Source organism: Methylomonas sp. MgM2 (assembly GCF_054172045.1).
Genome location: NZ_JBSYXO010000022.1, coordinates 46,075 through 60,047 on the forward strand (window position 1 = coordinate 46,075; position 13,973 = coordinate 60,047).

Genomic DNA, 13,973 nt, shown 5'->3' on the forward strand with positions numbered 1-13,973 from the left:
GAACCATGTGGGATTATTCAGACAAAGTTAAAGATCATTTCTTCAATCCGAAAAATGCCGGGGCGGTGGCGGACGCCAATGCGATCGGCGAAGTGGGTTCAATCAGCTGCGGCGATGCCTTGCGTTTGACCTTGCGTGTAAACGAAGAGTCCGAAATCATCGAGGATGCCGGCTTCCAAACCTTCGGTTGCGGTTCCGCGATCGCGTCGTCTTCGGTTTTGACCGAAATCATCAAAGGTATGACTTTGGACGATGCGCTAAAAGTGACCAACCAAGACATCGCAGCCGAGTTGGACGGCCTGCCGCCGGAAAAAATGCACTGTTCGGTCATGGGAAGGGAAGCGCTGCAAGCCGCCGTCGCCAATTATCGCGGCGAAGAGTGGAAAGACGACCACGAAGAAGGCGCGCTGGTGTGTAAATGCTTCGCCATCGACGCCGTAATGATTGAAGAGATGGTTTTGGCGAACAAACTGCGTACCGTCGAAGACGTGACCAACTTCACCAAAGCCGGCGGCGGCTGTGCTTCTTGTCACGAAGACATCGAGGGGATTTTGGAAAGAGTCCTGAAAGAGCAAGGCGAGATCTTCGATCCTACCGCTGCGCCGATTGAAAAACCGAAACTAAGCCCTGTCAAGGGCCCGTTGACCAGCGTGCAACGGATTAAGAAAATCGAGGAAGTCCTGGAAGAAATGCGTCCGTCATTGCGCGCCGACGGCGGCGACGTCGAACTGGTGGAAGTGGTCGGAAACACCGCTTATGTAAACATGAAAGGTGCTTGCAGCGGTTGCGGCATGTCCTCCATGACCATAGGCGGCATCCAACAACGCTTGATGGAAATCCTGGGTGAGTTCATCAAGGTCGTTCCGGCGTCGCAAATGCCTCAACTGGTCAACATCGAGGAGGCAAGCCATGTCTGACATTTATCTGGATAACAACGCCACCACCAAAGTCGACAAGGCCGTGGTAGAGGCCATGATTCCGTTTTTTACCGAGCAGTTCGGCAATCCGTCGTCCATCCATCGATTCGCAGACGGTGTGGCGCGAGCCATCAAAAAAGCCCGTAGCCAGGTACAGGAGCTATTGGGTGCCGAGCATGACTCGGAGATTATCTTCACGTCGTGCGGCACCGAATCCGATTCGACGGCCATTTTATCCGCGATCAAGGCTCAGCCCAATCGTAAAGAAATCATTACCACGGCGGTTGAGCATCCGGCTATTCTGAACTTGGTCGACCATCTGGAAAAGGAAGGCTACACCATACACCGGATGCCGGTAGACAAATGCGGCCGCTTAAATCTTGAAACTTACAAGAATCTGTTATCGGATCAAGTTGCCATTGTGTCGGTCATGTGGGCGAACAACGAAACCGGTACCATTTTCCCGGTTCAGGAAATGGCCGCGATGGCGCATGAGGCCGGCGTGATGTTTCATACCGATGCGGTGCAGGCGGTCGGAAAAATTCCGATGATGCTGCAAGACACCAAAATCGATATGCTGTCTTTGTCCGGACACAAGTTACATGCACCCAAGGGCATAGGCGTGCTGTATCTGCGCCGCGGCACGCGTTTCCGTCCATTGTTGCGCGGCGGTCATCAGGAACGCGGACGTCGGGCCGGTACCGAGAATACCGCTTCCATCGTCGGGCTGGGTAAGGCCTGCGAGCTGGCGATGGAGCATTTGGAATACGAAAATACCTTCGTCAAGGCCATGCGAGATCGCCTGGAGCGAGGCATTGTCGATCAGATTCCGAATTGTTTCATCACTGGCGACTTGGATGATAGGTTACCCAATACCACCGATATCGCTTTTGAGTACATAGAAGGCGAAGCGATATTAATGCTTTTGAACAAGGCGGGAATAGCGGCATCGAGCGGTTCGGCCTGTACCTCGGGCTCGCTTGAGCCGTCGCATGTGATGCGGGCGATGGATATTCCTTATACGGCTGCCCACGGTACGATCCGTTTCTCGTTCTCGCGCTACAACAATATGCATGAGGTGGACGAAGTGTTGAAAGTGATGCCCGATATTGTCGCAACCTTGAGAAGACTGTCGCCTTATTGGGATAGCGTCAACAACGCGCCCGTCGCCAATCCGGAGCAGGCATTTCAACCTACTTATGCGTAATTCTGTCTCCGCCGGACAGCCGCGGCGGGGTGCCTTGGTGGTAAATTACAATTGAGTGAGGTATGTAAACCTTAAGCTAGTGTGCGGCTCGAAAAGCTGAAACGGAAGCTGGCAGGCGTGTAAGCGCACCGCTAAAAGCACTGAAATAAAAAAGCCGCCAGGATCGCGGCTTTTTTATTTTGGAGCGGGAAACGAGACTCGAACTCGCGACCCCAACCTTGGCAAGGTTGTGCTCTACCAACTGAGCTATTCCCGCTGCGACCGGAATCACAAAAGCCTTTGTAGGTACCGTGCTTACTCGGTTTTGCTGAATTACAGTCTTTCGGATATCCCAAAAGTTACTCCATTGGCGCCACCGAAAGAGGGGCGATGATATACAAAACTTGAGTGTAAGACAAGGAAAAGTCGACACCTAACGATTTTTTAGCGTCAATCCCGAACGATATCCGATATGCACGCTCTTGTTTGATCCACTTCCAAACTATTTCTTTGTGATTGATCTAAAATAGTCACGCTTGTTCGCACTAAGTGTTTTCCTAAGTTTCTGCTGATTTATCGCGAAATGCTCAACCCCGACTTATGAACTGATTTTCCGCGAATGCCTTCGACTGGCCAAAGTTCCTTAAATAGACTGTTTATTATGAGTCTGGCTCTAATGGGGATCGGCTTGATATTGTGGCTGGACAGCTGGTTTATGAATCATGTCGAAATGCCGAAATTGACCGGCGACGTGAACGCGGGCTTGCTGGTGCTGATCGGCTTTTTGAGCAGCTTTCATTGCGTCGGTATGTGCGGACCGTTGGTGCTGGGGTATTCGGCAAAACATGCCAAGGAAGGGCATTCGTCGCACTGGACGCATGTTTGGTATCTGCTTGGCAAGACCTTGTCCTATACCGCAATCGGCGGACTGTTCGGTTTATTCGGCGCCATTGTGGCCTTTACTCCGTACACCCAGGGAATGGTCGGCATTGTGGCCGGCGGTTTTTTGTTGCTGTTCGGTTTGCACATGCTTGAAGTATTTCCGGCCTTGGATCGTTTTCAATTCAAGACGCCGAAATTCGTCATGCGTTTTATCGGCTACGAATACCGCAGACACAGCCATCCGTTCGCGATTGGTTTATTGAATGGTTTGATGATTTTATGCGGGCCTTTACAGGCCATGTACGTGATGGCCGCCGGGACGGGCAGCGGAACTGACGGCGCGATGATTCTGTTTTTCTTTGGGCTGGGTGCCGCGCCGATGATGTTGGGGTTCGGCTTTTTAACGACGATGTTGTCCGGTAGTTTGACGCCGAAGTTGTTGAAAGTGTCCGGCGTAGTGGTGATGGCTTTGGGTGTGATTATGTTGAACCGCGGACTGGCGGTCAGCGGGACCGGTGTCGACTTTAATACATTGATAGCCAGGCTCGCGCAACGTTTTTCGCCCACCGTGGCTGAGGCGCCGAGTTGCGACACCGAGCAGGTGATCAATATGGATGTGGTACAGACCGGTTTTGCTCCAAATCAATTTACTTTGCGTAAAGGCATACCGGTGAAATGGATCATCACCGGCAAGGAGGTCAATCAATGTAATAAAGGGATAGTCGTGCCGGAATACGGCCTTGAGATTGACGTGAAGCCGGGCGTACAAGTCGTGACGTTTACCCCCGAAGAAAGCGGTGTGGTGGCTTGGAGTTGTTGGATGGGGATGATTCCCGGCTCGTTTATCGTGGTCGACGATGAGCAAAATGCCGGCGAAGACGGTGCCGGAACATCACCGGTATTTAAGTCTCTTGAACACGACTACCGGCGTTTGCTGCGCCGGTTTCGAGATCAATGGAGCCGTATTTTTGCGTTTGTTCGCAATCAAGCCATGTCAAATTAAAGCAAGGATTAAACATCATGGAAAACGACTTAAGCGAACTGCTGGCCGAAGCCAATCGGATCATATTGGGCAAGGAGCGCCAAATCAGGCTGGCGGTCTGTTGTTTGCTTTCGAAAGGGCATTTGCTGATCGAAGATTTGCCCGGCGTGGGAAAAACCACGCTATCTCATGCATTGGCCAAGCTGTTCGGCATGAGTTATCAACGCATCCAATTCACCAGCGACATTCTGCCGGCCGATATCATCGGTTCGTCGGTGTTTGCCGCCGACCGGCAGCAGTTTCAGTTTCATAGCGGCCCGCTATTCAGTCAAATGGTGTTGGCCGACGAAATCAACCGCGCGACCCCGAAAGCGCAAAGCGCCTTGCTGGAAGCAATGGAAGAGCGGCGCGTAACGGTGGATGGCGTGACCTATCCGCTGCCGGAGCCGTTTTTTGTCGTCGCAACGCAAAATCCGTCTTATCATATCGGAACCTATCCCTTGCCCGAATCGCAGCTGGACCGTTTTTTAATGCGCATCGAATTGGGTTATCCCGACGCACAGGCCGAAAGAGCATTATTGGCTGGCCAGTCCAGGCAGGCCTTGCTGGAAACACTGCCTATGAAAATGACGATAGCGCGTTTACGGCAAATCCAGGAAGCCGTCGAATGCGTTTTTACGTCGCCGGCCTTGCTGGATTATCTGCAAGGCATTATTGCCTTTACCCGTCGGTCCGATCTTTATCCTTGCGGCCTGTCGCCGCGAGCCGGTTTGGGCTTGTTGAACGCCGCCAAAGCCTGGGCGTGGATGCAGGGGCGTGAAGCGGTGCTTCCGGAAGATGTTCAAGCGGTTTTACCGGCGGTGGCGGGCCATCGCTTGCGTGCGGAACAAGCCGATTCGGATCAGATCGTTGCGCCCATCCTGGGCCAAGTTTCCGCAATTTGAACGGGCGGATACTATTGGACAGGTTGAAGATGGGTGATCGTTTATCCTTCAAACAGCGCTTTAAACTCAGCCGTTTTATTCGCGGCGAAGAGCCCAAAAGCGGGCCGATTGAGTTAACTCAAAGGCGGGTGTTCATTTTGCCGACCGGGCGCGGCCTGGGCTTAGTGCTGACCATAGTCTTGTTGTTGCTGATTGCATTCGTTTACAACAATAACTTGGTTTATTTGTTGTGCTTTTTGGTGGCGAGTATATTTTTCGTGACCATTTTGCATACGTACAAATCGCTATCCGGCTTGATTGTGGATGTCGGATACGTACAGCCGGTGTTTGCCGGGGACACCGCTAGGTTTCAACTTATCGTCAACAATCCGCTCAATCAGGCGCGTCCCGTGCTGCTAGCCGCACTAGATTGCGAACAAGGCCTCAGCTTAGACGCCAACTCCAGTAAGACGATCGGTTTGCTGTCGCCGGTCAAAAAGCGCGGACGGCAGGCAATGGGTACCGTGACCTTGTCTAGCTGTTATCCGTTTGGAATATTCCGCGCTTGGTCGCCGTTACGCTTCGATTGTCATGTGCTGGTTTATCCAAGACCGGCTAAACATTCGATCCCGCTACCGGTTCGCAGCGAAGGTTGTATGACTAAAAACGGGCCGCGCTCGATTGAGCGCAGCAACAAGGACGACTTCAACGGTATCCGCGAATATCAGCCGGGAGACTCGCTAAGACAAATTCACTGGCGGGCCTATGCCAAGGGGCAAGGGTTGATGAGTAAACAATACGCGAGCGAAGCCGGCGCCAGCGAGTTATGGCTGGATTATGAATATACCCCCGGCGGCCAACGCGAAGAAAGATTGAGCATGTTGTGTCGCTGGGTGCTGGACGCCGAAACGGCGGGCCTGCGTTATGGCCTGCGTCTGCCCGGCAAGCAGCTGAATCCGAATCAAGGTCAAAAACATCAGGCCGCTTGCCTGGAGGCGCTGGCGCTATTCTGATCCGGCGTAAATTCCAATTAGGATTTGGCCAAAAACAACTTCCCGTTTTGCCGGTGCGAACCCTGGGGCATACCGATTCATTTCAAAAGCGGTAGGAGATAAGGCCAAATCGTTTCGACGATTTGGGGTTGGCCCAGAGTATTAGGGTGAAGTCCGTCCGCTTGCATCGATTCGGGTTTTAAAGCCACATCTTCTAAAATAAACGGTACCAAGGGTACGTTCAGCTCATCGGACAGCTGCGGATAGACCTTGTAAAACATATCGACAAAGCGTTTGCCGTAATTGGGAGGCAGTTTCATGCCAAGCAATAACACTTTTGCATGCGCTTGCCGGCAGCGCTTAATGATCTCGGTCAAATTACTTTTCATTTGTTGGGGCGATAGGCCGCGTAAGCCGTCGTTGGCGCCTAACTCCAGCAACACAATCGCCGGTTTATGCTTGGCTAAAATCTGATCGATGCGAGCTAATCCCCCGGCGGAGGTGTCGCCACTGATGCTTTCGTTACTGATAACATAACCCGGTTGCCGTTGGTTGAACTTTTGCTGCAGCAAATTCACCCAACCGGCTTTAACGTCAATGCCGTAACCGGCGCTGATACTGTCGCCCAGTACGACTATTGATTTGGCCATAGCGGCTAATGGCATGAGCCCCAGGATAAAGGCAAGGACAAAACGGTACATAATGAAGTTTCAAAATAATCAAAGCAAAGCGCCCATTATCGTCACGAAAAGCTTGGCAAAGGCTGTGCAAACTTCCGAAGGCGACCTGCATATCTTGTCATCGATCGACTTAATCATCAATCGCGGGGAAAGCGTTGCGATTGTCGGCGAATCCGGTTCGGGTAAAACGACTTTACTGAGTCTACTGGCCGGACTCGATACGCCCAGCACGGGATCGATCAGTATCGCCGGCCAAGATATTACGCAAATGGATGAAGATGGGCGGGCACTGCTGCGGAATGCGTTGATCGGCTTTGTATTCCAGTCTTTTCAATTGCTGCCGGGATTGACCGCTTTGGAAAATGTCATGTTGCCACTGGAGTTGGCGGGCGATGATAGCGCGGAAGAGGTTGCTCGGGCCTTGTTGCGGCGGGTGGGACTGGCGCAGCGTTTGACGCATACGCCTAAGGAACTGTCGGGCGGCGAGCAACAACGCGTTGCTTTGGCGCGTGCATTTGTAACCGAGCCCGAGATTTTGTTCGCCGACGAGCCGACCGGGAATCTGGATAGCAAAACCGGTGCGCATATTATCGATTTGCTGTTCGAACTGAATCAGGAAAAGCATACCACCTTGGTTTTAGTCACTCACGACGCATCGCTTGCCGCCCGTTGCGGGCGTATGATCAGACTGGATGCAGGGAGCATGCTATGAACCGGTTCAAATTGGCGATGCGATTTCTTAAACGTGATTGGCGCTCCGGCGAACTGACTTTATTGGCAATGGCTTTAATCATTGCGGTAGGTAGCGCCACGACGATTTCCTTGTTCGCCGACAGATTGCAACGTACTTTGATCTTACAAGCGGCCCAGTTCTTAGCAGGCGATCTGGTTGTTTCCGGGACGACACCGATTGATGCTGAGTGGCAAAGACAGGCGCAGGCATTGGGACTGACGGGGTCCCAAACCACGGAATTTAGCAGTGTGCTGCTGGAAAATAACGAGATGTTGCTGGCGTCCGTGAAAGCCGTATCCGAGGCTTATCCTTTACGCGGTTTTCTGAAGACCCGGGATGGAGACGCTGCTGAAGAAGCCGGCGTATATAAAGGCCCCGAGCCTGGAACCGCATGGGTGGCGCGGCGCATCTTGTCGGCCTTAAATTTAAATGTGGGGGATACGCTGACGGTCGGGGAAAAACCGTTGCTCGTCACGCGAATATTAAGTTACGAACCGGATAAGCGGGGCGATTTCTATAGTTTTTCGCCTAGGGTGATGATCAATCAGGCCGATTTGCAAGCGACCGGCGTCATACAACCCGGCAGCCATGTGCATTATTTTTATCAATTCGTCGGCGACGAATCGGCATTGATGACATTTAAACAGCAAATACGGCCTTTGCTTAATGCATCCCAACGTATCCTGGATATTCATGAAGACCGGCCCGAGTTGGGCTCGGCCTTGCGTCGCGCGGAACGCTATTTGGGATTATCCAGCATCGTCGTGATTCTGATTGCCGGCGTGTCTATTGCGATGGCCGCACAGCGTTATACCGGGCGTCATTTCAATACATCGGCCTTATTGCGTTGTTTGGGTTGCCGGCAAAACGAAATAGTCAGGCTCTATGTTTATCAGTTTTTAATCTTGGGCGTGTTGGCTAGTGCAGTCGGCTGTTTATTCGGTTGGTTGGGGCAGCTCGGTTTATTTTTTGTATTGAAACCCTTGTTATCGGTCGAATTGGCCAACCCGGGTATGTTGTCCGTGTTATTTGGCTTTGTGACCGGCATGGTGATTTTATTCGGCTTCGCATTGCCGCCTCTGTTACGTTTGCGTCAAGTTTCACCGTTAAGAGTCTTACGCAGAGAGCTCGAGCCTATGTCGACCAAAGTCTGGCTGGTTTACGGTTTAGCTACTTCTGTGATCACAGTGCTAGTCTGGCGTTATAGCAATGATTGGAAAATGACTGCCAGTATCATCGGCGTCGGAATGTTGGTGCTTTCGATGCTGGTGCTGCTGATAGCCGGTTTGTTGCGGTTTTCGGCCCGGTGGCTGCCGCGATTAAGTGTAAGCTGGCGTTTCGGGGTAAAAGAGATGGTTCGTAACACTCGAGCCAGCGCTAGCCAAATATTGGCTTTCAGTATCACGCTGGCGGCGATGAGTTTGAGTTTCAGTGTCAGGAGTGATTTGATCGAACAGTGGCAACAACAGTTGCCGGAACATGCGCCCAATCATTTTGTGCTAAATGTGGTGCCCGAGCAATTGCATGCATTTTCGCAAAGTCTGCGGCAAAACGGTATCGTTTCCAGTCGGTTCTATCCTGTCGTGCGTGGAAGATTAGTGGCAATAAATGATGAAGCCGTGCAGGCCAGGGTCAGCAAAGATAGCCGCGGTGAGTCGGCTACTCAACGAGATCTCAGTTTGACATGGGCCCAAGATTTACCTGAAGACAATGTCATTACCGCAGGCGGCGAATGGCATAGCAATGAGCCGGGCTGGGTATCGGTAGAGCAAAAACTGGCGGAGAATCTCGGGATTAATATCGGCGATGTTTTACGATTCACCGTCGGTAGCGCTCAAGTCAGCGCAGAAGTGGCGAATATTCGTAGTCTGCAATGGGATAGCATGAAGCCCAATTTTTATATGATCTTTTCGCCTGGAACGTTGGCCGATTTTCCCGCTACCTATTTGACTAGTTTTTATTTGCCGGAAACGCGGAAAAATCTTTTGAATAGTTTGGTTAAGACCTATCCGGCGATTACGGTGCTTGAGGTCGACCAGATTCTAAAACAGTTTAAAATGATATTAAACCAATTGACTCAAGCGATTGATCTTTTGCTTTATTTTGGTTTAGTTGCCGGCTTTTCGGTGTTGTTTGCCGCAGTATATGCCACATTAGATAATCGTATTTATGAAGGTGCGTTGATGCGTACACTTGGAGCCCGCCGGGCCTGGCTTAGAAAGATCCAGCTAATTGAATTTTGCTCGTTAGGCGCATTTGCAGGGGTGATGGCCGTATTTATAGCATTGACGGTTTTATATGTGCTGTATAGCTGGGTGCTGCATATTCCGTTTCGCCCCTCAATTTGGTTATGGATTTTAATGCCTGTGCTAGGATCGCTACTGGTCGGATTAGCGGGTTATTGGGGTGTCAGGGACGTGGTGAAACGATCGCCTATGTTGGTTTTAAGACGGTATTAATCGTGTTGAGAAGCCGTGAATCTTTTGCTTTTTGCGAGCCTTATAACTTTTCCAAGCCGTTTAGGCTTTGGCGCAGCTAAGTGCTGAATATCTTATATAAGCTAAATTTATCGCTACAATGCTAGACTTATATCTGTCATAACTGTCAGATGAGGCTGACATCGTTGGCTGAACCGATCTTTGGGGTATCGAAAAATAATAGCCGTATATATTAAAAAGGATTATGTCGCAAAATGTCATTAAGCTTGAATCGTTGCTAGAAACCCATGAACAACCGTTCGTGGTCATCAGTGCCGATTTACGTGTGGTTGCTGTGAACCAAGCCTGGGAGGCTGTGTTTGGCATTATGCGTAACGATTATGTCGGAAAGCCTTGTTGTGAACAGCAGGGCGATTGTCGGCATCATCAGCTTTTTCAGACTTTGGAGCCGTACGCCGGAATTTTTCCATCCGAACAAGGGAAACAGGAAAAAAGGATATTAAATGTAAGGGGATATCCTTTGCTTAACGCGGAAGGCCAATTGTATTTAGGTGAATCACAAAGTCTGTTAAGCAAAACGTTGCAGGAGAACCACCACGGCGGAATGGTAGGCAAAAGCGATCCATTCAAACGACTAACGATGAAGTTGCAAAAAGCGGCAATGACATCGGCTCCGGTTTTATTGTTAGGTGAAACGGGGACTGGCAAGGAACTTGCTGCCGAGTTCGTTCATAGACACTCAACTCATGCGACCGGTGAGTTTGTCATTGCCGATTGCACAGTGTTCGGCGAGGACTTGTTCGAAAGCGAATTGTTTGGACATGAAAAAGGGGCATTTACAGGGGCGGCTGCAAGTAAAAAAGGCCTATTCGAGCTGGCCGACAACGGTACTTTGTTTTTGGATGAAATTGGTGAACTACCCATTTCCCAGCAAGCAAAATTACTGCGCGCTATCGAAAGCGGTCAATTTCGTCGCGTGGGCGGGACTTCGAGCCTCAGGGCTACGGTTCGGGTCGTCTGTGCAACCCATAGAGATTTAGCTGAAATGGTACGACAAGGCAGGTTTCGCGAGGATTTATTTTATCGTCTGTCGGTATTTCCGATTGATATTCCGCCGTTACGTGAACGAAAGCAGGATATTCCCTTATTAGTAGATCACTTTTTAGAACAGATAGGGCTAATAACAGGTCAACCGTTGACGATGAGTAAAGCAGGTTTGGTTAAGTTAATTCAGCATGCTTGGCCGGGTAATATCCGTGAATTGAAAAATTGTTTGCAATTAGCGGGTAGCTTATGTACGGGTGGCGTGATACAGGAAAATGATGTCCACTTTATGCGCAGGATAGAGGAATCGTCTCAGCCAATGATAGATTTTAATACGGTAGCGTCTTTTAGCGCGCAACCAGTGATATCAAATTCGCTTTCAGCTCTGGAACAATATGAGGCGAGTTTTATCGCGAGCTTGATCAAAAAATATCAAGGTAATCGCAAGCTCATTGCGGCGGAAATGAATATTAGCGAAAGAACGCTTTATCGAAAATTAAACCGGCTTAATCTCAACTAGGCAAAAAAATGCGGTCTACGTTGGTACATTGGACACTCAGCGCAATCAATTCTCATGATGGGTTTACGCCGCCTTTGGATATGCGTGAGACCATTGCAAATATTCGGGCGCTGCCTCCTTTGCCGGGAACAGCCGCGCGTATCGTCGAATTGATTTCCGACCCCAAGGCGGATGTTGACGAATTGGCCGAAATTATAGAAATCGACCCGGTTTTGACTGCCCAGATTATTCGTTGGGCTAGTTCCGCGCTTTATGGCTATCGGGGCAAAATTACCTCGGTTCGGGATGCGATCATCCGGGTTTTGGGCTTTAATTTCGTGCTGGATATGGCTTTGGGGCTTGCGGTGATGGCGCCGTTAAGAGCGCCGAAAGAAGGTGTTATCGGAACTCGAATGTTCTGGATTCATGCTTTGGCCAGTACGCGTTTGATGTTAAAGCTAGCGAAAAAGATTCCTGACGAAGTCGAGTTCAAGCCTGAAGAAGTCTTTTTGGCAGCCTTGTTGCACAATATCGGTTTTCCGTTATTCGGACATCAATTTTCCGCCGAGTTCGAGCACTTAAATCAGCTGATTAACGCCAACCCCAATCTGTCCATTTATCATTTGGAGACTTTTGCCTTCGGAGTGAATCACGCATTAATAGGGGCGTGGCTGATGAACTCCTGGTCTATGCCGGAGCTGATTACCGACATCGTGTACAACCATCACAATCCCTTTTACAGGGGCAAACATTATCAACTGAACATTTTGACCTACGTCAACGATTACTTGCTGGGGCAAATCGGAATCGGCGACGCATCCAATCAGACCTGTTCTAGCGAAATATGGGAGATGCTGAAGCTGGAGCCGGCAACCGGTTTCGAAATTCTCGATAATTTAAAGGACGAAATAAAAGCCATAACCGACATGGCGGAAAATATAGCCCTGTAAATTATGTTCGCATGACGATTGCGGTGGCTGACTGATAAATTTGACGCCGCTATTTGCCGCAGGGCGAGCCGGTTCCTTACCCAAGCAAATTTTTCAAGCATAAATAGGTTGACTCATTTAATCAAAGGTTGTCCGATAAAAGATTGTTCAGACAGTCGAAATGGGCGAACGGAGATGGAGCCATCTGTTGCAGACGCATCGAATAGTGTCGATGTCTGTCATGGCCAGTGACTTTTCACGAAAAACGTCATAGTGATGGGGTCATTTATGTGCAAAACTTGCATGACGGCAAAACGCTGCCCGAGGCTCTAGCACACTGCCAAACCATCCGTGGCAAGGCCGTCAACGTGGGCGTCCGCGATTGAGGTTCGACAACCGCTACCAGCAGGATAAAAAGCGCAAGCATTGCCGACGCTGCGCGGCGATAGAGCCCAATCCCGTTATTACAACGGTTCATCAAAGTGTCATGTTCTTTTACAATGCGATTGCCCTTGATCGCCGGTGTTTTTAAAAAACTGGGCTAAACCGGATAAAGATAGACTAAAAATTTGAGTTGCCTAGTTAGTCGCTCAATGAATAGCGGGTGCGTGCCAAGCGGTTTTCATGGTTTTAAGGTGTTGCCGTGGGTTTATACGGTCTCGTCATTGATTTACAGTCCTGCTGCATTGTCTGTGTCGAAAATTTTTACATTATCATGTAAATCCCTCAGTGCTCTTTTCAAATTGTTTAATTACTGCATTGAAATATAAGATATATTCTAATTAGGTATGTTTTGTGTATTGGTGCGGTTAAGACTGTGAATCGGTTATATATGTCCCAGGCAAAAGGGATGTTCAGTTTTAAGCTGCAAGATTTTGGTTTACATGTGAGTGAGCAGGGCGAATAGATTTGTAGCCGACTGAAGAAGAAGAAAATTAGCTATCGGAGAATTTGAAATGAACGCTAGAAAAATACCAATCATTTTGGCATTGAGTGCTGTGATGGTCTCGCCTGCATTTGCTTTAAACCCTTTACAACTTGGACCGGGGGATGCCGCCGGGTGGAGTTATATAGGTGGCGGTGATGATACTTGGTACACCAATCAGGCAAGCTTCACGTTGAACGCATATGCAAATGCTACCAAAGCTGACGGAGGAAATGGCAATTACGCATGGGCTGTTTCTCCTGACAGCAAGCAATATGCATATCTGGTTGCCTCGGCAGTGCCCGACTATGGCGATATTGGAGACCTCTTTAACTTGAGCATTTCCAATGACTCGATTGCTCTAACTTTGCTTACCTCGGGATATGGCACTCCCCCTGTTGAAGATGATAACGACTTAGCGCCTCATGGTATCTTCGACACTTATTTCGAAATATATGAATTTCAATTTGATGGCGCTATTGTCGACATAACAGATACTCAACCAGGGAGCACTGGTACAGGGAAGGGATACATCGAATCGTTCGTGATGTCGTGGACAGAAACAGCTGCAGCCACCTCAGAAGGTGGTCTGGATGGAGTTCACTTTGACTTATTTACTGTCTCAGGTGGCGATGGAGCCAGATATCAGCCTCCCGTAGATCAAAACAAAAAATTAGTTTACGCTAACGCGCCTTATTCTCATGATGCGCAAAGTCTTCCATCAGGAACGCCACCACCACCTCCTCCAAGTGGTGTGCCTGAGCCGAATATCCTGGCCTTAATGGGCTTAGGTGCGATGGGTTTTGGATTGAACAGTAGGAGAAAAAAACAGATTTAAAACTC

General features: G+C 49.7%; 11 protein-coding genes and 1 tRNA gene. 10 read left to right on the forward strand and 2 right to left on the reverse strand.

Annotation, left to right across the window (positions count from 1 at the left end; all coding sequences use genetic code 11):
• Positions 1–5: 5 nt before the first annotated feature.
• Both nifU and nifS read left to right on the forward strand, forming a co-directional pair.
• Positions 6–917, forward strand: a complete 912-nt coding sequence (nifU, locus tag ACW73I_RS15895) for a Fe-S cluster assembly protein NifU (RefSeq protein ID WP_458030404.1) — start codon at positions 6–8, stop codon at positions 915–917.
• Positions 910–2,124 (forward strand): cysteine desulfurase NifS, encoded by a 1,215-nt coding sequence (gene nifS / locus ACW73I_RS15900; RefSeq protein WP_458030405.1) that lies wholly within the window; start codon positions 910–912, stop codon positions 2,122–2,124. The genes nifU and nifS overlap by 8 nt, the downstream gene beginning before the upstream one ends.
• Before the next feature lie 180 nt (positions 2,125–2,304).
• On the opposite strand, the gene ACW73I_RS15905 is transcribed toward nifS, so the two are convergent.
• Positions 2,305–2,380: transfer RNA gene (locus ACW73I_RS15905), tRNA-Gly, on the reverse strand.
• Between the two features lie 384 nt (positions 2,381–2,764).
• Here ACW73I_RS15905 and ACW73I_RS15910 point away from each other — a divergent pair.
• From ACW73I_RS15910 to ACW73I_RS15920, 3 genes are read left to right on the forward strand one after another with little or no spacing between them, the layout of a single operon-like run.
• Complete coding sequence (locus ACW73I_RS15910) at positions 2,765–3,988, forward strand: urease accessory protein UreH domain-containing protein (RefSeq protein WP_458030406.1); 1,224 nt, start codon at positions 2,765–2,767, stop codon at positions 3,986–3,988.
• Positions 3,989–4,005: 17 nt separating this feature from the next.
• Entirely contained in the window at positions 4,006–4,911 is a 906-nt protein-coding gene (locus ACW73I_RS15915; protein WP_458030407.1) for an AAA family ATPase, read from the forward strand.
• Between the two features lie 29 nt (positions 4,912–4,940).
• Positions 4,941–5,903: a DUF58 domain-containing protein gene (locus ACW73I_RS15920; RefSeq protein WP_458030408.1), complete on the forward strand. Its 963-nt coding sequence runs from the start codon at positions 4,941–4,943 to the stop codon at positions 5,901–5,903.
• Positions 5,904–5,980: 77 nt separating this feature from the next.
• On the opposite strand, the gene ACW73I_RS15925 is transcribed toward ACW73I_RS15920, so the two are convergent.
• Positions 5,981–6,583, reverse strand: coding sequence for an arylesterase (locus tag ACW73I_RS15925; RefSeq protein WP_458030409.1), 603 nt, complete (start codon positions 6,581–6,583; stop codon positions 5,981–5,983).
• Position 6,584: 1 nt separating this feature from the next.
• Between ACW73I_RS15925 and ACW73I_RS15930 the strand changes: the two genes are divergently transcribed.
• The 5 genes from ACW73I_RS15930 (at position 6,585) to ACW73I_RS15950 (ending at position 13,968) form a co-directional block, all read left to right on the forward strand.
• Positions 6,585–7,274, forward strand: coding sequence for an ABC transporter ATP-binding protein (locus tag ACW73I_RS15930; protein ID WP_458030410.1), 690 nt, complete (start codon positions 6,585–6,587; stop codon positions 7,272–7,274).
• The gene (locus ACW73I_RS15935) at positions 7,271–9,754 is read left to right on the forward strand and encodes an ABC transporter permease (protein WP_458030411.1); all 2,484 of its coding nucleotides are present in this window, start codon (positions 7,271–7,273) and stop codon (positions 9,752–9,754) included. Before ACW73I_RS15930 ends, ACW73I_RS15935 begins: the two co-directional genes overlap by 4 nt.
• A 223-nt stretch (positions 9,755–9,977) precedes the next feature.
• Positions 9,978–11,297 (forward strand): sigma-54 interaction domain-containing protein, encoded by a 1,320-nt coding sequence (locus ACW73I_RS15940; RefSeq protein ID WP_458030412.1) that lies wholly within the window; start codon positions 9,978–9,980, stop codon positions 11,295–11,297.
• Positions 11,298–11,305: 8 nt separating this feature from the next.
• Positions 11,306–12,226 carry an HDOD domain-containing protein gene (locus tag ACW73I_RS15945; protein WP_458030413.1) on the forward strand — a complete coding sequence of 307 codons (921 nt, stop codon included), beginning with the start codon at positions 11,306–11,308 and terminating at the stop codon, positions 12,224–12,226.
• 935 nt (positions 12,227–13,161) lie between these two features.
• On the forward strand, positions 13,162–13,968 hold the full coding sequence (locus ACW73I_RS15950) for a choice-of-anchor N protein (RefSeq protein WP_458030414.1): 807 nt from the start codon (positions 13,162–13,164) through the stop codon (positions 13,966–13,968).
• The last annotated feature ends 5 nt before the right edge of the window (positions 13,969–13,973 follow it).